Source organism: Nocardiopsis sp. Huas11, assembly GCF_003634495.1.
In the GTDB taxonomy this organism is placed as follows: Bacteria; Actinomycetota; Actinomycetes; order Streptosporangiales; family Streptosporangiaceae; genus Nocardiopsis.
This window is the reverse complement of record NZ_RBKY01000001.1, coordinates 6,939,349-6,959,028: the sequence shown is the minus strand read 5'-3', so window position 1 is coordinate 6,959,028 and position 19,680 is coordinate 6,939,349. Positions and strand designations below refer to the sequence as shown.

The 19,680-nt window shown below is 72.9% G+C and carries 16 protein-coding genes; 8 read left to right on the top strand and 8 right to left on the bottom strand.

Annotation, left to right across the window (positions count from 1 at the left end; all coding sequences use genetic code 11):
- Entirely contained in the window at nucleotides 1-3,591 is a 3,591-nt protein-coding gene (locus DFP74_RS31095) for a transglycosylase domain-containing protein (protein WP_121187325.1), read from the top strand.
- Between the two features lie 229 nt (nucleotides 3,592-3,820).
- Here DFP74_RS31095 and DFP74_RS31090 read toward each other — a convergent pair whose 3' ends face one another.
- The 4 genes from DFP74_RS31090 to DFP74_RS31075 all read right to left on the bottom strand — a co-directional run bounded on the left by DFP74_RS31090 (nucleotide 3,821) and on the right by DFP74_RS31075 (nucleotide 8,232).
- Entirely contained in the window at nucleotides 3,821-4,888 is a 1,068-nt protein-coding gene (locus DFP74_RS31090; RefSeq protein WP_121187324.1) for a prenyltransferase, read from the bottom strand.
- Complete coding sequence (locus DFP74_RS31085; RefSeq protein ID WP_233571415.1) at nucleotides 4,888-5,520, bottom strand: class I SAM-dependent methyltransferase; 633 nt, start codon at nucleotides 5,518-5,520, stop codon at nucleotides 4,888-4,890. The genes DFP74_RS31090 and DFP74_RS31085 overlap by 1 nt, the downstream gene beginning before the upstream one ends.
- A gap of 139 nt (nucleotides 5,521-5,659) precedes the next feature.
- Nucleotides 5,660-7,012 carry a glycosyltransferase family 4 protein gene (locus tag DFP74_RS31080; protein ID WP_121187320.1) on the bottom strand — a complete coding sequence of 451 codons (1,353 nt, stop codon included), beginning with the start codon at nucleotides 7,010-7,012 and terminating at the stop codon, nucleotides 5,660-5,662.
- 179 nt (nucleotides 7,013-7,191) lie between these two features.
- On the bottom strand, nucleotides 7,192-8,232 hold the full coding sequence (locus DFP74_RS31075) for an MBL fold metallo-hydrolase (protein ID WP_121187317.1): 1,041 nt from the start codon (nucleotides 8,230-8,232) through the stop codon (nucleotides 7,192-7,194).
- Nucleotides 8,233-8,718: 486 nt separating this feature from the next.
- Here DFP74_RS31075 and DFP74_RS31070 point away from each other — a divergent pair, with 486 nt between their 5' ends.
- Entirely contained in the window at nucleotides 8,719-9,339 is a 621-nt protein-coding gene (locus tag DFP74_RS31070; protein ID WP_121187315.1) for a TetR family transcriptional regulator, read from the top strand.
- 33 nt (nucleotides 9,340-9,372) lie between these two features.
- Here the strand turns inward: DFP74_RS31070 and DFP74_RS31065 are convergent, their stop codons facing one another.
- Nucleotides 9,373-10,800 (bottom strand): RNA polymerase sigma factor, encoded by a 1,428-nt coding sequence (locus DFP74_RS31065; RefSeq protein WP_121187313.1) that lies wholly within the window; start codon nucleotides 10,798-10,800, stop codon nucleotides 9,373-9,375.
- 164 nt (nucleotides 10,801-10,964) lie between these two features.
- Entirely contained in the window at nucleotides 10,965-11,963 is a 999-nt protein-coding gene (nadA, locus tag DFP74_RS31060; RefSeq protein ID WP_121187311.1) for a quinolinate synthase NadA, read from the bottom strand.
- Between the two features lie 136 nt (nucleotides 11,964-12,099).
- Between nadA and DFP74_RS31055 the strand changes: the two genes are divergently transcribed.
- The 6 genes from DFP74_RS31055 (at nucleotide 12,100) to DFP74_RS31030 (ending at nucleotide 17,389) form a co-directional block, all read left to right on the top strand.
- The gene (locus DFP74_RS31055; RefSeq protein ID WP_121187308.1) at nucleotides 12,100-12,840 is read left to right on the top strand and encodes an NUDIX hydrolase; all 741 of its coding nucleotides are present in this window, start codon (nucleotides 12,100-12,102) and stop codon (nucleotides 12,838-12,840) included.
- A 130-nt stretch (nucleotides 12,841-12,970) separates the two neighbouring features.
- On the top strand, nucleotides 12,971-13,642 hold the full coding sequence (locus DFP74_RS31050; protein WP_233571244.1) for an HAD family hydrolase: 672 nt from the start codon (nucleotides 12,971-12,973) through the stop codon (nucleotides 13,640-13,642).
- 163 nt (nucleotides 13,643-13,805) lie between these two features.
- Entirely contained in the window at nucleotides 13,806-14,921 is a 1,116-nt protein-coding gene (locus DFP74_RS31045; RefSeq protein WP_121187304.1) for an ABC transporter ATP-binding protein, read from the top strand.
- Nucleotides 14,918-15,715 (top strand): ABC transporter permease, encoded by a 798-nt coding sequence (locus DFP74_RS31040; RefSeq protein ID WP_121187302.1) that lies wholly within the window; start codon nucleotides 14,918-14,920, stop codon nucleotides 15,713-15,715. The genes DFP74_RS31045 and DFP74_RS31040 overlap by 4 nt, the downstream gene beginning before the upstream one ends.
- Before the next feature lie 2 nt (nucleotides 15,716-15,717).
- Nucleotides 15,718-16,422 (top strand): ABC transporter permease, encoded by a 705-nt coding sequence (locus DFP74_RS31035; protein WP_121187300.1) that lies wholly within the window; start codon nucleotides 15,718-15,720, stop codon nucleotides 16,420-16,422.
- 55 nt (nucleotides 16,423-16,477) lie between these two features.
- Entirely contained in the window at nucleotides 16,478-17,389 is a 912-nt protein-coding gene (locus tag DFP74_RS31030; RefSeq protein ID WP_121187298.1) for an ABC transporter substrate-binding protein, read from the top strand.
- A 42-nt stretch (nucleotides 17,390-17,431) separates the two neighbouring features.
- Here the strand turns inward: DFP74_RS31030 and DFP74_RS31025 are convergent, their stop codons facing one another.
- Both DFP74_RS31025 and sppA read right to left on the bottom strand, forming a co-directional pair.
- Nucleotides 17,432-17,890: a flavin reductase family protein gene (locus tag DFP74_RS31025; protein WP_121188632.1), complete on the bottom strand. Its 459-nt coding sequence runs from the start codon at nucleotides 17,888-17,890 to the stop codon at nucleotides 17,432-17,434.
- Nucleotides 17,891-17,910: 20 nt separating this feature from the next.
- Nucleotides 17,911-19,647: a signal peptide peptidase SppA gene (gene sppA / locus DFP74_RS31020; protein WP_121187296.1), complete on the bottom strand. Its 1,737-nt coding sequence runs from the start codon at nucleotides 19,645-19,647 to the stop codon at nucleotides 17,911-17,913.
- Nucleotides 19,648-19,680: the final 33 nt, after the last annotated feature.

The following is a 19,680-nucleotide window of genomic DNA, read 5'->3' as shown; positions in this document are numbered from 1 at the left end:
GTGCCGGACGTGATTTGCCATGGGGGCGGGGAGCTGAGCGAGAGCACACACGGCGCGGACGGGACGGACGGACAGCGTCCCGAGGAGCACACGCCGGAGACGAGAGACACCTCTGCTGAGGCACTGTCCGGACAGAACACTCCTGAGGGTGGGGCACCCGTTACCGAGGGGGAGCAGACCGCGCAGGCGGACTCCGACGATTCCACCGGCGACCGGCCCGAGCAGCCGGAACCTGAGTTCATCAGCCCGATCACCTTCAAGACCAGCGGTTCGTTCTTCCGGGAACGCGTCGCTCGCACCCTTGTCGAGCAGGGCTTCGACACGGGCGCCTCGGGCGAAGCCCGGGGCGACGGCGATGCCGACACCGAAGGCCGGACCGACACCGGAGCGGAAGCGGACGCGGGCTCGGCGAGTGAGTCCGAGCGGGAGACCGACGAGACGGCCGAGTCCGGAGACGCCCCCTCCTCCGTGCCCGGGCCCGGTGACGCGTCCGTGACCGACACGGAACCCGCGACGGAGCAGATCCCCGTCATCGCGGAGCCCGCGGGTGCCGCGGACGCCCATACGGACTCCGTGAACACGTCCGACGCATCCGACGCGTCGGTCGTGTCGGAGGAGTCGGCGCACTCCGAAACACCGGCCGCCGAGCCGGCGGAGCCCGCCGCTTCGGGCACGGACTGGTTCTCCAAGCCGGCCTCCGCCACCGAGCAGGACGGCCCGGAGTCCTCCGAGCCGTCGTCCGACGCCGAACCGGCGGTCGTCGCGGCCGCCTCCCTGGCCGCGACCGAGGCGGTTCCGGTCCAGGGCGAGCCCGACCCGGAGCGCGAGTCCGACCGCTCCGGCGAGCAGCCGGCCGTCACCGAGGCCTGGTCCGCCGCCGACACGGCAGAGCGGGAGAACGGGCCCGAGACCGTCGAGACACCGGCGGGGGGATCGACGTCCCCCGGTGCTGCCGAGGACGTGGAAGCCTCGCTGTGGCCGGAGCCCCGACGGCTTTCGCAGCACACCTCCACCCCGCCGGAGGGCCTGAACCTCACGGAGACGGGCGCGGAGCCCGCCGGTGGCGGCGTTGCCGCCCAGGACGACGTGCCCCGCACCGGGCCCGCCTCGGCGGCGGGTGCCGCCGGTGTGGCCGGAATCGTGGGTGCGGCCTCGTACTCGGGCGGCCCCGGCGCGCCCGGAGCCCCCGTGACACCCGAGACCGTGAACTCCGCCGAGTCCGGTCCCGCCGGTGACTCTGGCGGATACGGCGCCCCCGGACACCCCGGTGCCCCCGGTCACACCGGCGGCCAGGGCGCCGCCGCGGTGACCGGTTCGGCCGCCTCGGGGGCGGCCGGCTCCGAGGCCCCGCCGCACGGACCCGGTGGACCCACCGGGCCGGGCGGCCCACCGGGACCGGGCGGTCCTGGAGGTCCGACGGGTCCCGGCGGCCCCAAGGGCCCCGGAGGTCCCAAGGGCGGCAAGGGCAAGAAGGGCCGGAAGGCCAAGAAGCCCTTGTGGTGGCGCATCCTGCGCGTGGCCCTCATCGTCATGGGACTGGGCGTCATCGCCGGCTGCGCGGGGTTCGCCTACCTGTACACCACCATCGAGGTCCCCGACGCGGCCAAGGCCGAGGCCCTCACCGAGAGCTCCACGTTCTACTTCGCCGACGGCGAGACCGCCTTCGCCGAACGCGGCGACAACCGCGAGATCATCAGCTACGACGAGATGACGGCGGGCGGGGACCACGTCGTCGAGGCGGTCGTGTCCGCCGAGGACCGCGGCTTCTGGACGGAGCCGGGCGTCTCGATCAGCGGCACCACGCGCGCGGTGTGGTCCACCGTCACCGGCCAACAGGTGCAGGGTGGATCGACCATCACCCAGCAGATGGTCCGCAACTACTACGAGGGTGTCTCCAAGGAGCAGACGGTCTCGCGGAAGCTGCAGGAGATCATCATCTCCATCAAGGTGGACCAGAGCGAGTCCAAAGAATGGGTGATGGAGCAGTACCTCAACACGATCTACTTCGGTCGTGAGGCCTACGGCATCCAGGCGGCGGCGGAGGCGTACTACCACAAGGACGTCGACGAGCTCACTCCGGAGGAGGCCGCCTTCCTGGCCGCCGCGATCCAGCAGCCGTCCTACTTCGGCGAGGCCGACGTGGAGACCACGCCGGAAATGGAGCGCCGCTGGGGGTACGTCGTCGGCGGCCTGGTGGCCACGGGCGCCATCGACCAGGGCGAGGCCGACGCGATGGAGTTCCCCGCCCCCGAGGCGGAGCGGCCCTCCGAGGGCACGGACCTGAGCGGTTACCGCGGCTACATGCTCCAGGAGGCGATGAACGAGCTCACCGAGCTCGGGTACACCGAGGACCAGATCAACCGCGGTGGGTTCAAGATCGTCACCACGTTCGACCAGGACATGATGGACGCCGCCTACGAGTCGCTCGAGAGCACGGTCCCGCCGGAGAACCTGCCCGAGGGCGTCAACATGGGCCTGACCACGATCGACAACGCGACCGGCGAGGTCCTGGCGTTCTACGGTGGGCACGACTACTGGGAGAACCAGTACGACAGCGCCTTCCTGGGCGCCGCCCAGGCCGGTTCCGCGTTCAAGCCGTACGTGCTGGCCACCGCCCTGGAACAGGGCATCGGGCTCAACACCATGGTCGACGGGCGCGGTCCGCAGACCATCAGCGGCTCGCGGATCCAGAACGCCGGCAACGCCCCCGGCGGTGTGATGGACCTGATCCAGGCCACCCGGGTCTCCAACAACCTCGGCTACATCCAGCTCGCCGAGGAAGTGGGTTTCGAGAACATCCGGGACACGGCCTACGACATGGGGCTGCCCGAGGGCAGTATCGGCGACGACCAGCTGGTGCCGGTCATGCCGTTGGGCGCGATCAGCGTGCGGCCCGTCGACCAGGCCAGCGGTTACAGCACCTTCGCCAACGGCGGGGTCGCGATCGAGACGCACGTGGTCAAGGAGATCGTCAACAACGCGGGCGAGAACGAGCGTCCCGAGGTGGAGCAACACCGGGCGCTGGAGGAGTCCACGGCCAACGACGTGACCTACGCGCTCGAGCAGGCGGCCAGTTCGGGGACCGGGACGGCGGCGAACCTGTGGGACCACCCCACGGCGGGCAAGACCGGTACCACCAACGGCAGCGTCGCCGCCTGGTTCGTGGGGTACACGCCCCAGCTCACCACGTCGGTGGGCGTGTACAACCAGAACAACGAGAGCTTCAGCATCCCCGGGCACAACATCTCCGGTGGCGGGCTGCCCGCCACCCTCTGGAACACGTACATGACCAGGGCGATGGAGGGGTACGAGGTGGGCTCGTTCCCGGGGCCGTCGTTCGGCGGATCCACGGAGCACTACGCGCCGGACGTGTCCACGGAGACCCCGGAAGCGCCGGAGGAGGGCGGAGGCACGCCGGACGAGCCGGTGGATCCGGTCCCGGACGACGAACCGGTGGAGACCGTGCCGGATCCTCCGGTCGACCCGGTCCCGGAGGATCCGGGCACGGGTCCCCCGGGCGGCGACCCCGAGCCCGATCCCGGCGGCGGCGGTGAGACGGACCTGCCGCCCTCGCGTGAGGAAGATCAGTAGTACTCGCGGGTGTTCGCACCGACGCCCCCGTTCCGCCTTCGGCGGGACGGGGGCGTCGTGCTGTGCGCGGACCGGCCCCGAGATGCGGTGCGGGGCCCGGCGCTGTTCGCGCGGTGGGTCGGGGCGGCCTGAGCCGGCCGCACCGCCTCGCTGGCCCGGCACCCCTCGCCCGGCCCCCTGTCAGGGGTTCCGGGTCGGCGCAGAGGGCTCTCGCGGCCCCCGGGCCGCGTCAGGGCCGAGGCGCGTCGTCCCAGGTGTGCAGGAACACGCGCGAACCCTCCGTGGTGCGGGTGAGGGCGTCCACCGCCAGGATCACGGCGGCCGAGGTCCAGGTGCTCCGCTCGATGGGCCAGCGCACCTGCTCGGCGAACTGGTAGCCCGTCCAGTAGACGCCGTCGTCGCCGTCGCGCAGGTGCTGCACGTCGCGCAGGATCCGGACCGCCGCCTCGTGCTCGCCCATGGCGGCCAGGGCCAGGACGAGCTCCGAGGACTCCGCCGCGGTGACCCACGGCTGGTCGCTCACACAGCGCACGCCCAGGCCCGCCACCACGAACGTGTCCCAGCGGTCCTGGACGCGCTCCTTGGCGGCCACGCCGCGCACGGCGCCGCCGAGGACCGGGTAGAACCAGTCCATCGAGAAGCGGGCGCGGTCGGCGAACAGGTCCTCGTGTTCGTTGATGAGCACCGCCAGCGTGTCGGCGGCGGCCGTCCACTCGGGGCGGTCGTGGCCGAGCCGGGCGCCGAGGGCGGCGCCGCAGCGCAGGGCGTGGTGCACGCTCGCGCACACCGTCAGCAGGGCGTGGTCGCCGGCGGATCCGTCCTCGTCGCGGGCCCAGAGGATCTCGCCGTGCCGCCCGCGCAGGGCCAGCACGAACTCCAGGCCGCTGTCCACCACGGGCCACATCCGGTCGGCGAACGCGGCGTCGCCGGTGGTGAGCAGGTGGTGGAACAGGCCGACCGCGGGGTAGGCGGCGTGGTTGGCCTCGCGCAGCCCGGTCACCGGGGCGCCCTGGCGGAACTTGGCGGGCCAGCCGCCCTCCGGGTGCCGGGTCCGCTCCAGCCACCGGTAGGCGCGGCGGGCGGCCTCGGCGTGCTCGGGCACCACCGTCCCGGTCACGGTCAGGGCCATGGCGCACTCGACGTGGTCCCACACGTCGGTGTGCCCGCCCGGGAACCAGGGGAGCGCGCCGTCGGGCTCCTGGCTGCGCACCAGGTAGTCGGCCGAGCGGAGCAGTTCCTCGGCACTGAGCAGTCCCGGCAGGCGCAGGGCCTCGGCGGCGGGGACGGCGGCCCCCATCAGGCGGCGGTGAGCGGCTTGCGCACGTACACCACGACGCTCTTGCCGATGACCGGGTTGAGCAGCCGCTCGGCCACGCGGGTGACCTTCGGGGCCTGGAGCATGTCCCAGACCAGCATCCGGTGGTAGGCCTGGGCCAGCGGGTGGTCGTCGTTGTCGGTGCCCACCGCGCACTTGATCCACCAGTACGGCGCGTGCAGGGCGTGCGCGTGGTGGTGCGGGCCGATCTCGAATCCGGTGGCCTTGAGCTTGGCCTCCAGTTCGGCGCGCGTGTAGATGCGGATGTGCCCGCCCTCGTTGGTGTGGTACTGCTCCGACAAGGCCCAGCACAGGCGCTCGGGCAGGAAGCTGGGCACCGTCACCGCGGCGATGCCGCCGGGCTTGAGCACGCGGAACAGCTCGCGCATCGCGGCCGTGTCGTGCGGCAGGTGCTCGAAGATCTCGGCGGCCACGACCCGGTCGAAGCTCTCGTCGTCGAAGGGCATGTCGAGCGCGTCGCCCTTGACGGTCTCGGCGGTCGCCTCCTCGGGGGCCTCACCCTCGGCGCGCATGGCCGCGAACATGGTGTCGACCTCGGCGAGGTCGCCGACGTTCTGGTCGAAGGCCACGACGTCGGCGCCGCGGCGGTACATCTCGAAGGCGTGGCGGCCACCGCCGCAGCCCAGGTCGAGCACGCGCCGGCCCGGGCCGACGGGGAACAGGTTGAAGTCGACGGTGATCAGTGGAGGCTCCTCGTGGATGGTGCGGGTCGTGCTGCGCGGCCCGCCGGGGTCAGGCGCCGTTCGCGCGGGCCCGCACGGAGGCGGGCGGGGTGTCGCCGCCGGCGGGGCGGCGGCCCGTGACGGCGTCGATGGTGGAGGCGTAGCGCTGGGCGGTCAGCTCGGCGACGGCGCTCCAGGTGAAGCGTTCCTGGACGCGGCGCCAGGCGGCGGCGCCCATGCGGGTGCGCTCCTGGTCGTCGTCCAGGAGCGCGCCGATCGCGCCGGCCAGGACGTCCGGGTCGCCCGGGGGGACCAGGCGTCCGGCGTCTCCGTCGGTGCCGACGACCTCGGGCAGGGCTCCGGCGTGGCTGGCGACCAGCGGGGTCGCGCAGGCCATCGCCTCCACGGCAGGCAGGGAGAAGCCCTCGTAGAAGGAGGGGACGACCGCGACCTGGGCGGAGGCGATGAGGGTGGCCAGGGCGGTGTCGTCGATGCCGCTGACGAACTCGACGCGCTCGCGCAGGCCCAGTTCGTCCACGAGGCGGTCGGTGGGCCCGCCCGGTTTGGGGCGGCTGACGATCGTGAGGGAGACCTCGCGTTCGGCGGCCAGAGCGGCGGCGGCGCGCAGCAGTGTCCCCACGCCTTTGAGGGGGCTGTCGGCGCTGGCGGTGCACACGATGCGGCCGGGGACGCGTTCGACCTCGGGGCGCGGGTGGAAGTAGCGGGTGTCGACGCCGAGCGGCGTGACCTCCATGGTGGCGGCGTCGACGCCGAACTCGCGGGCGATGTCGTCGGCGGAGGAGCGGGAGGGGACCAGGATCGGGTCGAGTCTGCGGGCGACCTTGGCCTGCATGGACACGAACCCGTACCAGCGGCGCTTGGACAGCTTCTGCAGTCCGCGGGCCTCGTCGAGTTCGATGCGGCGGTCCACGCTGATGGGGTGGTGGATGGTGGTGACCAGCGGCAGGCCGACGGCCCTGATGCCGAGCAGGCCCCAGCCCAGGGTCTGGTTGTCGTGGACGACGTCGAAGTCGTCCAGGCGCCGGCGCAGCGCGCGGTTGGCGCGCAGGGAGAAGGTCAGGGGTTCGGGGAAGCCGGCGGTCCACATGGTGGCGACCTCCAGCACGTCGATCCAGTCGCGCCACTCGCGCAGCGGCGGGGTGGTGAAGGGGTCGATGTCGTTGTAGAGGTCCAGGGAGGGGACCTTCTCCAGGGCCACGCCCTCGTCCAGGACGGGGTAGGGCTGGCCGGAGAAGACGGTGACCTGGTGGCCGAGGGCGGCCAGTTCCCGGGAGAGGTGGCGGATGTAGACGCCCTGGCCGCCACAGTGCTCCTTGCTGCGATAGGAGAGCAGGGCGACGCGCAGGGGGCGGTCGTCGGCAGGCCGGGGGGTCGGCCCCGTGCTGTGGCCCGACTGGGTCAAGAGTCCACCTCTTCGTTGGGTCGCGGGCCCGGTCGCCGCCGCGCGTCGCGGGGGCGTCGGCAGGGTGGTCGTCACCGCCGGCGCGAGTGCGCGTGTTCGCCGTTGAACAGGCGTGGGCGCCCCATATGTTACTCGGCAGTCATGTCCGGGTCGGCGCCGGGCTGGTCGGTACTCGGATCCTATGCGGGGCGCCCGGGCGAGGGAACGGCGACCCAGCGTGGCACGGGCGCGGGTGAGGCGTCCGTGCCGGTGCGGACGGCGCGCCCGCGCTCCTCCAGCGTGCGCAGGTGGGCGGCGGTCTCGGAGGCGGCCATGTGCCGGGCCAGCATGCGCATGGCGGCCCAGGACCGCCGCCAGGGCAGCCGGGAGGTGAGTTCCCACAGGGTCGCGGGGCCCGCGCCGAGCAGCGCGGCGATCTGGTCGAGGCGCTCCTCGTGGTGGGTGGTGATCTCGGCCGCGCGCGCGGCGGTGCCGCGGAAGCGGGTCTCGTGTGAGGGAAGGCACAGCAGGCGGTCGGCGTCGGGGAGGCGGCGCACGCGTTCCTGGGACCGCAGGAAGTCGCCCAGGGGGTCGCCGTCGGGGGAGTGGAGGGGGAACTGGCCCACGTGGGGGGTGATGCGCGGCAGGACGTGGTCGCCGGTGAAGAGGAGCCCGCCGTCGGGCAGGTGCAGGCACAGGTGGCCGGGGGTGTGGCCCGGGGTCCACACGGCGCGCAGGTCGCGTCCCGGCAGGTCGACGGCGGCGCCGTCGGCCAGGACGAGGTCGGGCACGGCGGGCGGGGCGAGGACGTGGGGGTCGGCGCGGAAGGCGTCGAGGTCCTCGGCGGGGAAGCCGGCGCGCAGGAGCTGGTCGGCGATGGCGTCGGCGCGCTCGGCCGCGCTCGCCGCGGCCAGGCGCTCGGTGACGGCGATGTCGGCCGGGTGCATGGCGGTCCAGGCGTCGGAGTGCTCGCGCAGCCGTCCGATGAGCCCGGTGTGGTCGGGGTGGAAGTGGGTGAGGACGGCTCCGCGGATCTGGTCCACGGAGTGGCCGGTCTGCTTGACGCCGTCGACGAGGGCGTCCCAGGACTCGTCGTGGTTCCAACCGGTGTCGATGAGCACGGGGCCCTGGGGTCCGGTGAGCAGGTAGACGTAGGTGAAGCCCAGGGGGTTGTGGGGGATGGGGACCGGCAGGCTCCACACGCCGTCGCCGATGTCCTCGACCGGGGGAACGTCAGGCATCCGGGGGCGCCCTCTCCGCTAGAAACCGAATCTGGTTCGATACTAGGTGGGCGCCCTTCGCGGCGCGGGTACCGGGGTACCGGGGTGCCGGAGGCGTCGGTCGAGGTGGTGGCCCGCACCCCGTGCGGAGCACGCTGCGGGCGATGGTGGGCGACGGTGGGCGACGGTGGGCGACGGGTGGGCAAGTCACCTGATCCCGTGCAATTAGAACATATTCTACAAAGCCCTCTCGGGTGACCCGAAACCCTGGGTCGAAGCCTCGTATTGTTACTACTACGTCGGGCGATGAGGCACGCGTCATGGGTTCCAACCGCTGCGCGGGAGGGAATGCGTTAGATAACGTGTTCTCATCAGGCTGGTGTTCCTCCGGGAGTCGGCCGCGACAGCTGGTGGATCGTCCGGGTCGGATTGGCGGAGCCCGGGGCGACGACGAAGGGGAGAGAACCTGTGGCGGTGCACGCATCGAGGCACGCATCGAGTGGGGCGATGTCGCGAACCCAGACCCAGCGCCGCAAGCGCATCGTCCAGACGGCGGCGGCACTCGCCGTGCGCGGGGGTGTGGAGGCCATGCAGATGCGCTCGGTCGCCGAGCGTGCCGGGGTCGCCCTGGGCACCCTCTACCGGTACTTCCCCTCCAAGATGGACCTCGTCGTGGCCGTGGTCACCGAGGAGCTGGACCTGTTGGAGGGCGGGATCGTCCGGCGCCCGCCCACCGCCGACACCCCGGCCGGCCGCGCCGTCGACGTCTTCCTGCGCGCCACCCGGGGTTTGATGCGCGAGCCCGAACTCGCCGACGCGCTCGTGCGCTCGCTCATCATGGCCGAGGTCAAGATGGAGCTCGACGTACGGATCTCCGACCTCGTCTGGCGGGTGGCCACCGGTGCCCTGGAGGGCGCCGGGACCGACGGCCAGGAGGACGACGAGGCGCCCGGCACGGCCCTCACCGTGGCCGGAGCCGACCGCGACAGCACCGGGTACGTGCTGGTGAGCTCACTGACCAGCGTGTGGATCTTCGAGCTCGTGGAGATCCTCAAGGGCCGCCGTGACATCGACGAGGTGGAGCGCCGGCTGCACGTGGCCGCCGAACGCCTGCTCGCCTCCTTCTGACGGCGGGTCCGCCCAGCGGGCCCGTTCCCACCCTCAGCCGCCGGCGATGAGATCCCACAGCCCGGACAGCAGCCCGCCGCGCGGGCCCTCGTCGGGCGTCTCGTCGTCGTCTCCGTCGTCCTCGTCCGGCTCGGGCGGCTCCACCGACGGGCCCTCGCTCGGTTCCTCGGGCTCGGCCGGTTCCCTCGCCCCGCCCTCCTCGCGGTCCCGCTCGGGTGCGTCGGGCGCGTCCTCCGGCGGTTCCGTCGCGCCGGCGTCGGGCTCCTGCTCCGCCGTGTCCTGGACCGCGGCCGTGCCGGGCGCCTGGGTGACCTGGTCGGTCGGGCCCGCGGCCGGTCTGCCGTCCGAGGCGGTCGAGACCGCCTCCACCTCCGCCGACGGGCTCTGCCGGGCGTCGGCGGGACCGGTACCGATCACGGCGGTGGGTCCGCCCACGGCGCTGGCCCACGACCACAGGGCGACCGCCACGACGACCGTGGTCACGCCGGAGACGGCCGGGAGCGGCCAGCGGCGGCGGGTCGTCTCCTCCGCTTCGGCGTCGTGCCCGGGGCCGGCGAGCCGGGTGACGGGTTCGGTGCGCACGGGGTGGTCGCGGGTGGTGAGGCGGTCCCCGGGCAGGGCGCGCGGCGGGGGTTCGGCCGCGGTCTCCGCGGGCGCCGCGGGCTCCTCCTCGGTCGGTCTGTGCAGGCGCGACCGGTGCAGCGGGTAGCCGTCGCTGGTGAGCGGGTGCATGGCCGCGGCGATCCGCTCGCGTTCCTCGGCCAGTGCGGGGTCGGTGCTGGTGCGCACGACCAGGGCGCGCAGCGCCGGCGGCGGCCCGGGCGGGCGCAGCAGGGCCAGGGCGGAGGAGACCTGGTGGACCTTGGTGCGCCACCCGGTGGTGGCGGGGTCCTCCTCGCCCAGGGCGAGGGGCCGCTCGTGCGGGTCGATGCCCTCCAGGCCCTCGGCGGCGCGGCGGATCGCCGAGCGGGACAGCTCGCCGCAGATCTGGTCGTCCAGGCCCAGCACGCGGGCGACGGCCCCGGTGGGCAGGGCGTGGCGCAGGTTGAGCTCGACGAGTTCGCGGTGGCTGGCGGGCAGGCGGGAGAACATCCGGGCGACCGGTGCCTCGGCGGGCACGGTGGCCAGACGGGTGTAGGGGCAGGTGTGCGCGAAGCCGCGCCGCTGGCAGGCCGAACGGGTCAGGGCGTAGAGCCAGGGTCCGAGGTCGGCGGGGTCGGTGCGTTCGCCGTCCAGGACCACGCTCGCGACGAGGGCGTCGTGGACGGCCTCGGCCACCGGGTCCGCGTCGTCGTCCCCGGGGGCGGGATCGGCGTGGGGAGCGGTCGCCGAGGCGATGGCGCGCCCGGGGTCGGTGCCGCCGCCCAGCAGCGACCAGGCGTAGCGGTACAGCGCGGGCGCGAACGCGTCGTAGAGCGCTTCGGCTTTCGCCGGTTCGCCGGTTTCGTTGACTCTGGTCACGTTTCTCCCCCCGCTTTCTTCCGTGAAGGTAGCGGGGGGAGACCCGCCGTGTGGGTGAAATGGCGAGCTGTGGCTTGAAGGTAAGCCATCTGTAACCCGAGCTCTGCGCGGACGGTCCCCGGTTCGCCCCCGCGAACCGGGTTGACCAGGCCGGTCGTGCGTTCCTACTCGCCGCCCCGGGAGGGCGAACCGATCGCGATCATGCGCTCGACCGAGCGGCGCGCGCGCTCGGCGGTGGCCTCGTCGACCGTGATCTCGGTCGTGCCGTGGCGCAGCGCGCCGAGCAGGTTGTCGGCGTTGATCATCTTCATGTAGTGGCACTCGGCGCGCGAGTTGACCGCTTCGAAGGTCGTGGTGGAGTTGACGTTGCGCAGCTGGTGCAGCATGCCGGTCTCGGTCGCGATGAGGACCTTGGAGGCCGTGGTGTTCTCCGCCGCGGTGAGCATGCCGCCGGTGGAGAGGACCTTGACGCGGTCCTCGGGGACGGCGCCGCTGCCCACGAGGTAGAGGGCGGAGGTGGCGCAGCCGCACTCGGGGTGGACGTAGACCTCCGCGTCGGGCTCGGCGGCCACGCGCTCGCGCAGGGTGTGCCCGTCGATGCCGGCGTGGACGTGGCACTCGCCCATCCAGATGTGGATGTTGTCCCGGCCGGTGACGCGCTTGACGTGGGCGCCCAGGAACTGGTCCGGCAGGAAGAGGATCTCGCGGTCCTCGGGGATGGAGCGGATGACGTCGGCGGCGTTGGAGGAGGTGCAGCAGATGTCGGTCTCGGCCTTGACCGCCGCGGTGGTGTTGACGTAGGCGACCACGACCGCGCCGGGGTGCTCGGCCTTCCAGGCGCGCACGTCCTCGGCGGTGATGGTGTCGGCCAGCGAGCACCCTGCGTCGGGGTCGGGCAGCAGGATGGTCTTCTCCGGAGCGAGGATCTTCGCGGTCTCGGCCATGAAGTGCACGCCACAGAAGACAATGGTGCCGGCGTCGACGGTCGCGGCGAGGCGGGACAGCGCGAGGGAGTCGCCGGTGTGGTGGGCCACGTTCTGGATTTCCGGGCGCATGTAGTTGTGCGCGAGGATGACAGCGTCGCGCTCGTCGGCCAGGCGACGGACCTCTGTGGCCCATTCCTGCCTGGTCATGGTGTCCGCAGTAGCGGTGACCGGTGCCATGTCCTACTACTTCCTCGAGGCTGTGGGCACGTCGCGCTGGCGCCGTGCCGTGGCTGGTCTGTGCAGCTGAGCAGGTTTTCGTCTGTCAGGCACAAACCTGATGAAGAATAACATGACGGGGAACGGAAGGGACAGGGTGGATATCCCGGAAGCAAACGGACAAGCGGCGGGTCCGGTCCGGACCACGGCCGGGGACACGGCGGCGCTGTCCGCCCACGAGGCGCTCGCGGTGGTGCTGCAGATCCGGGGCGGTGAGCTGTGCGTTCTGCTGTGGCGCAGGGCCCTGCCCCCGTGCGAGGGGGAGTGGGCGCTGCCCGGCGGGCGGCTCGGGCCGGACGAGAGCCTGGGAGCCTCGATCCGCCGCCAGCTCGCCCAGAAGGTCGACGTGCGTGATCTGTCTCACCTGGAACAGTTGGAGACGCGCAGCGACCCCGACCGGCATCCGCTGCGGCGCACGCTGGCCACCGCCTACCTCGGGCTCGCGCCCGCCCACATCGATCCGGTCGTGCCGGCCGACACCGGCTGGCACGCGGCCGCCGACCTGCCGCCGATGGCCTTCGACCACGCCTCCATCGTGCGCTCGGGTCGCCAGCGGTTGCGTTCCAAGCTGAGCTACACCAACGTCGGGTTCGCGCTGGCGCCGCCGGAGTTCACGATGTCGGAGCTGTCGGGCTACTACCGCGCCGCGCTCGGGCACGACGTGGCGGCCACGAACCTGCGCCGGGTGCTGCTGCGTCGCGGCCAGATCGAGGAGACCGGCCGCTCGGTGCCCTCGGGCCGCTCGGGCGGTCGTCCCGCCGCGCTGTTCCGCTTCCGTGTACGGGGGTTGGAGGTCACCGACGCCTTCGCCGTCCTGCGCCCGCCCGAGCGCGGCTAGGGCGTGTTCCGCGGCTCGTCGGTTTCCGCCGAAGAGCACCCCTGGCGCCACCCCACGGCGCCGCCGGGTTCGTGCCGTGGCGCCACCTCGCGCGGAGAAGGGGGAGGAAGAGGGCCTAGACTCTGCGACTGTGGCAATTCGTACTGTGGTGTTCGACGTCGGCGAGACCCTGGTCGACGAGACACGGATCTTCGCGCGCTGGGCCGACCGGTTCGGCATCCCGCACATGGCGTTCTTCGGCACCATCGGCGGTGTCATCGCCTCCGGCGGGACCCTGACCGACGGCTTCCGCCTGCTCGTGCCCGGATTCGACCTGGCGGTCGAGAGCGAGCGCTGGCGGGCCGAGGACCCCGACGGCGAGCGCGAGCACTTCGGTGAGCGCGACCTCTATCCCGACGTGCGGCCCGCGTTCAAGGCCATGCGCGAGTCCGGGCTCTCCCTGGTGATCGCCGGCAACCAGCCGCCCGAGGCCGGCCCGGTCCTGGCCGCGATGGGGCTGGGCGTGGACGGTATCGGCATCTCCGACGACTGGGGCGTGGCCAAACCCCACCCCGCCTTCTTCGACCGGACCCTCGAACTGGCCAGGCGGTCGCGGCCCGGACTCACCGCCGAGGAGGTCCTCTACGTCGGGGACCGCGTCGACAACGACGTCCTGCCCGCCGGCCGCGCCGGAATGCGCACGGTCCTGCTGCGGCGGGGCCTGTACGGCTACCGGCACGCCGCCGACCCCGACGCCGGGCGCGCCGACGCCGTCCTGGACGACCTGCACCAGCTCACCTCCTGGATCGCCGAGCAGCGCTGAGCCGGCCCTGCCCGCGGGCGTGCGAACACCTGTCCGCCTTTCGCGTGCCGAGCGGCGTGTCGACCGTTTGATCCCCCTAAGCGTGGGTAACGTGCGACTCTGCGGGCGCACCGCCCACTGAGGCGGACCTCCCGCACCCCTGCCCCGAATGGAGACGACCCCGATGATCACGTTCGAGGGCGCGGCCAAGCACTACCCCGACGGCACGGTCGCCGTCGACGGCCTGGACCTGACCGTCGAGACGGGGCGGACCACGGTCTTCGTGGGCCCCTCCGGCAGCGGTAAGACCACCTCCCTGCGGATGATCAACCGCATGGTCGAGCCCACCAGCGGCACCGTGCGCATCGATGGCGAGGACATCCGCGGCCAGGACCCGGCGGTCCTGCGGCGCTCCATCGGCTACGTCATCCAGCAGGCCGGCCTCTTCCCGCACCGCACCGTCCTGGACAACATCGCCACCGTGCCCCTCCTGCTCGGCTGGCGGCGGAGCAGGGCCCGGGCCCGCGCCGCCGAACTCATGGATCTGGTCGGCCTGGAACCCTCCCAGGGCCGCCGCTACCCCCACCAGCTCTCCGGTGGGCAGCAGCAGCGCGTGGGCGTGGCCCGCGCCCTGGCCGCCGACCCGCCCGTGCTGCTCATGGACGAGCCATTCAGCGCGGTCGACCCGGTCGTGCGCGCCAGCCTGCAGGACGAACTCCTGCGCCTGCAGAAGGAGCTGCGCAAGACCATCGTCTTCGTCACGCACGACATCGACGAGGCCGTGCGCCTGGGCGACCGCATCGCCGTGTTCCGGCCGGGCGGCGTGCTGGCCCAGTACGACGCCCCCGAACGGCTGCTCGCCGCTCCCGTGGACGGCTTCGTGGAGTCCTTCATCGGCTACGACCGCGGCGTGCGCCGGCTGTCCTTCTTCCCCGCGCGCGAGCTGATGCTGGACGACTCCGGCGTCTTCGAGGAGGAGGACCGGGTCGAGCGGGCCCGCACGGCGCTGGAGGCGTCCGGTGTGCCCTGGGCCCTGGTCGTGGCGCGCGACCGCACGCCCCTGGGATGGGTGGGCGACCGGCAGCTGTCCGAGGCGCCGGACGGGGTCGTGCTCGGCGGCCTGGACCTGGCGCCCTACGGCCACACCTTCAACGTCGCCACCGACTCCCTGCGCGCCGCCCTGGACGCCGCCGTGCTCTCCCCGGCGGGGCGCGCGGTCGGCGTGGACGAGGACGGGTGCGTGGTGGGCTTCGTGTCGCAGGAGGACCTGGGCGCGGCGATCTGGTCGGTGTCCGAGTGAACGCGGCGTGGGACTGGGCCGTCGGCGTCGTCGACTGGGGTGTGGCCAACTGGAGCTACCCCGGCGAACCCGGCCGCGGCATCCTGCCCCGCCTGCTCGAGCACATGCGCCTGGCCTACGTGCCCATCGTGCTGGGCCTGCTCGTGGCCCTGCCGCTCGGCCTGGCGTGCGCCCGCTGGAAGCGCCTGTACCCGCCGGTCCTGACCGGCGTGAACGTCCTGTACGCGGTGCCCTCCATCGCGCTGTTCTTCCTGATGCTGCCCTACACCGGCTTCAGCGACTGGACGGCGGTCGTGCCGCTGACCGTGTACACCCTGGTGATCCTGCTGCCCAACGTGGTCGACGGTCTGCGCCAGGTGCCCGAGCACGTGCGCCAGGCGGCCGTGGCGATGGGCTTCGGCCCGCTGCGCCGCCTGGTGTTCGTGGAGATGCCCGTGGCGGTGCCGGTGATCATCGCCGGGCTGCGGGTGGCGTCGGTGGCCACCATCAGCATGGTCAGCGTCGCGTCGCTGATCGGCCTGGGCGGGCTGGGACAGCTCATCCTCAGTGAGGGCTTCCGCCGCCAGTTCGACGCGCCCATCGTCGTGGGCATCGTCCTGACGGTACTGCTGGCCCTGGTGACCGACACCGTGCTCGTGCTCGCCCAGCGCCTGCTCACGCCATGGGCCCGCCGCGACCGCGGGTCGGGCGGCGGCCGGGGGATCCGCGCGAACCGGCGCCGCGCCGCGGCGGCGGTGCCCGCCGAGGACGCGGCCGTGGCCGCCGACCTCACCACCACCGCGGGGGAGAGGTAGCCATGGACCTCCTGTGCGCGATCGACACCGGCGTCCTGTGCGGCGTCCAGCAGTGGTTCACCGACCCCGCCCAGTGGACGGGCGCGACGGGCATCCCCGCGCGCCTGGCCGAGCACGTGTACTACTCCGTGCTGGCGCTGCTGGTGGCGACCGCGATCGCCGTGCCCCTGGGGCTGCTGACCGGGCACACCGGCGTGGGCGGCTTCCTCACCACGAGCCTGGCCAACTTCGCCCGGGCGCTGCCGACCATCGGCGTGCTCTTCCTCATCGTCCTGCTGGCCGGGATCGGGCTCGTCCCGGTCCTGTGCGCGCTGGTGGCGCTCGCTGTCCCGCCGATCCTGGTCAACACCCACGAGGGCGTGCGCGGTGTCGAGCCCCGGCTCAAGGACGCGGCGCTGGGGATGGGGATGCGCGGCCGCGAGGTCCTGTTCAAGCTGGAACTGCCCGTGGCCACGCCGCTGGTCCTCATCGGCATGCGCACCGCCGCCGTGCAGGTGGTGGCGACCGCCACCATCGCCGCCTACGTGGGCGTGGGCGGGCTGGGCCGCTACATCGTCGACGGCCAGGCCCGCCAGGACCTGTCGATGATGCTGGGCGGTTCGATCCTCGTGGTGCTGCTGGCCGTGGCCACCACACTCCTGTTCGCCGGGTTGCGCCGCGTGCTGGTCGCTCCCGGACTGCGTGCCGAGGCCGCGTCGGCCCGCTAGCCGAGCCGATCCCGGCCCCCGAGGGCCGCGACGGTCCCGAGAGAGAGGTTTGGACATGCACAAGAGGATCGCGCTCGTCGGGCTTCCCCTGGCGCTGATGCTGAGCGCGTGCGGTGGAAGCGATCCCTACGAGGAGGAGTCCGGCGGAGGCGGGGAGGGCGGTGGTGACGCCGGCACCGTCGTCATCGGCTCCGCGGACTTCCCCGAGAGCACCCTGCTCGCCGAGATCTACGGCCGCGCGATGGAGGCGCAGGGCGTCGAGGTCGACTACCAGCTCAACATCGGCAGCCGCGAGGTCTACTACTCACAGATCGAGTCGGGCAACCTGTCGGTCTTCCCCGAGTACAACGGGGCGACGCTGGCCTACCTCGACGAGGAGGCGCCCACGGGCAGCAGCGAGGAGACCAACGCGCTGGTGGCGGAGGCGCTGCCGGACTCCCTGGAGATCCTGGACTCCTCCAGCGCCGAGAACAAGGACTCGGTGACGGTCACCAGCGAGGTCGCCGAGGAGCACGACCTGGCCACGCTCGCGGACCTGGCCGGGGCCGCCGACGAGCTGGTGCTGGGCGGGCCGCCGGAGTTCGAGACCCGCCACCAGGGCGTGGTGGGTCTGGAGGAGGTCTACGGGATCGAGTTCCAGGAGTTCCGCTCGCTGGAGGTCGCCCTGTTGACCCAGGCGCTGCTGGACGGTGACATCCAGGCCGCGAACCTGTTCACGACCGACCCGCAGATCGCGGTGGAGGACTTCGTGGTGCTGGAGGACCCGGAGAACCTCTTCGGGGCGCAGAACATCACGCCGCTGATCAACTCCGAGCAGGTCGACGAGACCGCCCGGGGCGCGCTCAACGACGTCTCGGCCGCCCTGACCACCGAGGCGCTCACCGCGCTGAACGAGCGTGTGGTCGTGCAGAACGAGAACGCCGCCGACGTCGCCCAGGAGTGGCTGGAGGAGGAGGGCCTGGCCTGATCCCGGCGGCCCCGCCCCCTCCGTCGGCGCTCGAACGGCCGGTCAGTCCACCGTGTGGTAGCGGCCCGACCAGCGCACGAGTGACGGGCCCGTCCCCCTGACCCCGGGAAGGCCCGCCACGTCGGCGAAGAAGACGACGTGGTCGCCCACCTCCACGCGCTGACGCACCGAGCACTCCAGCGCGGACAGGGCCTCGTCCAGCACCAGCGCGCGTGTGCGCTCGCCCCGGTGGTGGGGGACCCCCGTCACCAGCAGCCGGGCGCTCGGGCGGCCCTCGGCGGAGAACCGGCCGGCCAGCACGCGCTGGCCGGCGCCCAGCACGCTCACGGCGAACGCGCCGACCTCCTCGATGACCTCGGCCATGTAGCCGTCGGCGGCCAGGCCGATCGAGACCACGGGCGGATCCGCCGACACCGAGGAGAACGCGCTCACCGTGGCGCCGATGTCGTCGCGGCCGTCGGCGACCGTGACCACGGCGACGCCGGTCGCCAGCTTCGCCATCGCGTCCAGGTAGGCGCCGGTCAACGGATCTCCCAGTCGCCCGCCAGTGTCAGCGCGCCCCCCGCGGGCAGGCCCAGGGCGCGCGCGGCGTGCTCCAGCGGCCCCCAGGCGCTCCAGGCCCCCAGGGCGCTCTGCGGCTGCGCCGCGGCCAGGTCCTCACTCGACTCGTGCGGCCGGAACCGGTCCAGCGGGTTCGGGCGGGGGAAGGCGCGCAGGGGCAGCGCGCCGGCGCCCGCCTTCTCCCGCGCCAGGCGCACGGCCGTCTCCAGCCCGCCGAGTTCGTCGACCAGACCGCGCTCCTTGGCGTCCTGACCGGTCCACACCCGGCCCCGGGCCACCTCGTGCACCTGGTCGCGGGTCATCCCGCGCGAGCGCGCGACCTTGGCGACGAAGTCCTCGTAGATCTCGTCCAGCAGCGCGTTGACCCGCTCCCACTCGGACTCGCTGAAGGGGCGGGCGGTGTCGAACATCCCGGCGTGCTCGCCGGTGCTCACCGAGTCGGTGGTCACGCCGAACCGCTCCATGAGGGCGCCGAACACCGGCTTGGCCAGGATGACGCCGATCGAGCCGGTCACCGTGCCGGGCTGGGCGACGACGGCGTCCGAGCCCAGGGTCACGTAGTAGCCGCCCGAGGCGGCGAAGTCGCCCATCGCGGAGATCACCGGGATGCCCTGTTCGCTGGTCAGCGCGGACTCGCGGCGGATGGCGTCGGAGGCGGTGGCCGAGCCGCCCCGGCTGTCGACCCGGAACACCACGGCCTTGACCTGGGGGTCGCGGCGTGCGGCGCGGAAGGCCGCGGCGACGGTGTCCGAGCCCATGACGGTGCCGCCGCCCAGTGGCGAACGGCGGGAGCGGCCCAGGGTGATCGCCCCGTTGGCGCTGATCAGCGCGATGTAGCCGGGTCCGCCGCCCAGGTGCGGCCGGGGGACGGGGGTGTGCTTGCGGTGGTGGCGCGTGACGAAGCGCAGTTCCGGGGCGGGGGCCTTGGGGTGCCGGTGGCGCACCTGCTGCAGCAGTTCGGCGTAGACCTCGTCGCGGTAGGCCAGCCCGTCCAGGAGCCCGGCCTCCAGCGCCTCGCCGGCGAGCAGGGGGCCGCTGGAGACCAGCTCGCGGACCCTGGCGTCGGTGAGGTCGCGGCCCTGGGCCACACCTTCGACGATCTGGTCGCCCAGGGACGTGACGAGCCGGTCGCTGGCCTCGCGGTGGGCGTCGGTGAAGCCGGTCTCGGTCACGCCGTTGGCGGCGTTCTTGTACTCGTGGCGCTTGCCGACCTCGAAGGTCACGCCGAGCTTGTCCACGGCGCCCTTGACGAAGGTGCTGCGCATGATCAGGCCGGTCAGCCCCAGGACGCCGGTGGGCGCCATGACCACGCGGGGGAAGGCGCACGCGAGGTAGTAGGGCAGGTTCCCGGCGCCGGCCTCGCCGAAGGAGTCGGCCCAGGCGACGGCGGGCTTGCCGGTGGCGCGGAAGTCGGCGACGGCGTCGCGCAGCTCCTGGACCTTGGCGAATCCGAGCGAACGCGCGTCGACCCGCACGATCAGGGCGGCCACGTCGGCGTCCCGGGCGCCGCGGCGGATCCCCTCGACGACGTCGAGGTAGTGCTGCCGGCGCCGGTTCATGATCTGGCTGACCGGGTCGGGCGCGGCTTCGTCGGCGACCCCTTCGGTCAGGTCCAGTTCGAGTACCAGCGGCCCTTGGGGACGCGGCCCGAACCGGGCGAGGGACAAGGGTTCCGTGATCTTCGAGAGGTCGACCATGGGCCCAGACTAGTAGCCGGTGTCCACACTCCG

What these genes read in the sequence shown, in the direction of transcription:
- DFP74_RS31090 (WP_121187324.1), bottom strand. Translation starts at nt 4,888, where the DNA reads ATGGGGGCCGCCGTCCCCGCCGCCGAGGCCCTGCGCCTGCCGGGACTG.
- DFP74_RS31085 (WP_233571415.1), bottom strand. Translation starts at nt 5,520, where the DNA reads ATGTACCGCCGCGGCGCCGACGTCGTGGCCTTCGACCAGAACGTCGGC.
- DFP74_RS31075 (WP_121187317.1), bottom strand. Translation starts at nt 8,232, where the DNA reads ATGCCTGACGTTCCCCCGGTCGAGGACATCGGCGACGGCGTGTGGAGC.
- DFP74_RS31070 (WP_121187315.1), top strand. Translation starts at nt 8,719, where the DNA reads ATGTCGCGAACCCAGACCCAGCGCCGCAAGCGCATCGTCCAGACGGCG.
- nadA (WP_121187311.1), bottom strand. Translation starts at nt 11,963, where the DNA reads ATGGCACCGGTCACCGCTACTGCGGACACCATGACCAGGCAGGAATGG.
- DFP74_RS31045 (WP_121187304.1), top strand. Translation starts at nt 13,806, where the DNA reads ATGATCACGTTCGAGGGCGCGGCCAAGCACTACCCCGACGGCACGGTC.
- DFP74_RS31035 (WP_121187300.1), top strand. Translation starts at nt 15,718, where the DNA reads ATGGACCTCCTGTGCGCGATCGACACCGGCGTCCTGTGCGGCGTCCAG.
- DFP74_RS31030 (WP_121187298.1), top strand. Translation starts at nt 16,478, where the DNA reads ATGCACAAGAGGATCGCGCTCGTCGGGCTTCCCCTGGCGCTGATGCTG.
- DFP74_RS31025 (WP_121188632.1), bottom strand. Translation starts at nt 17,890, where the DNA reads ATGGCGAAGCTGGCGACCGGCGTCGCCGTGGTCACGGTCGCCGACGGC.
- sppA (WP_121187296.1), bottom strand. Translation starts at nt 19,647, where the DNA reads ATGGTCGACCTCTCGAAGATCACGGAACCCTTGTCCCTCGCCCGGTTC.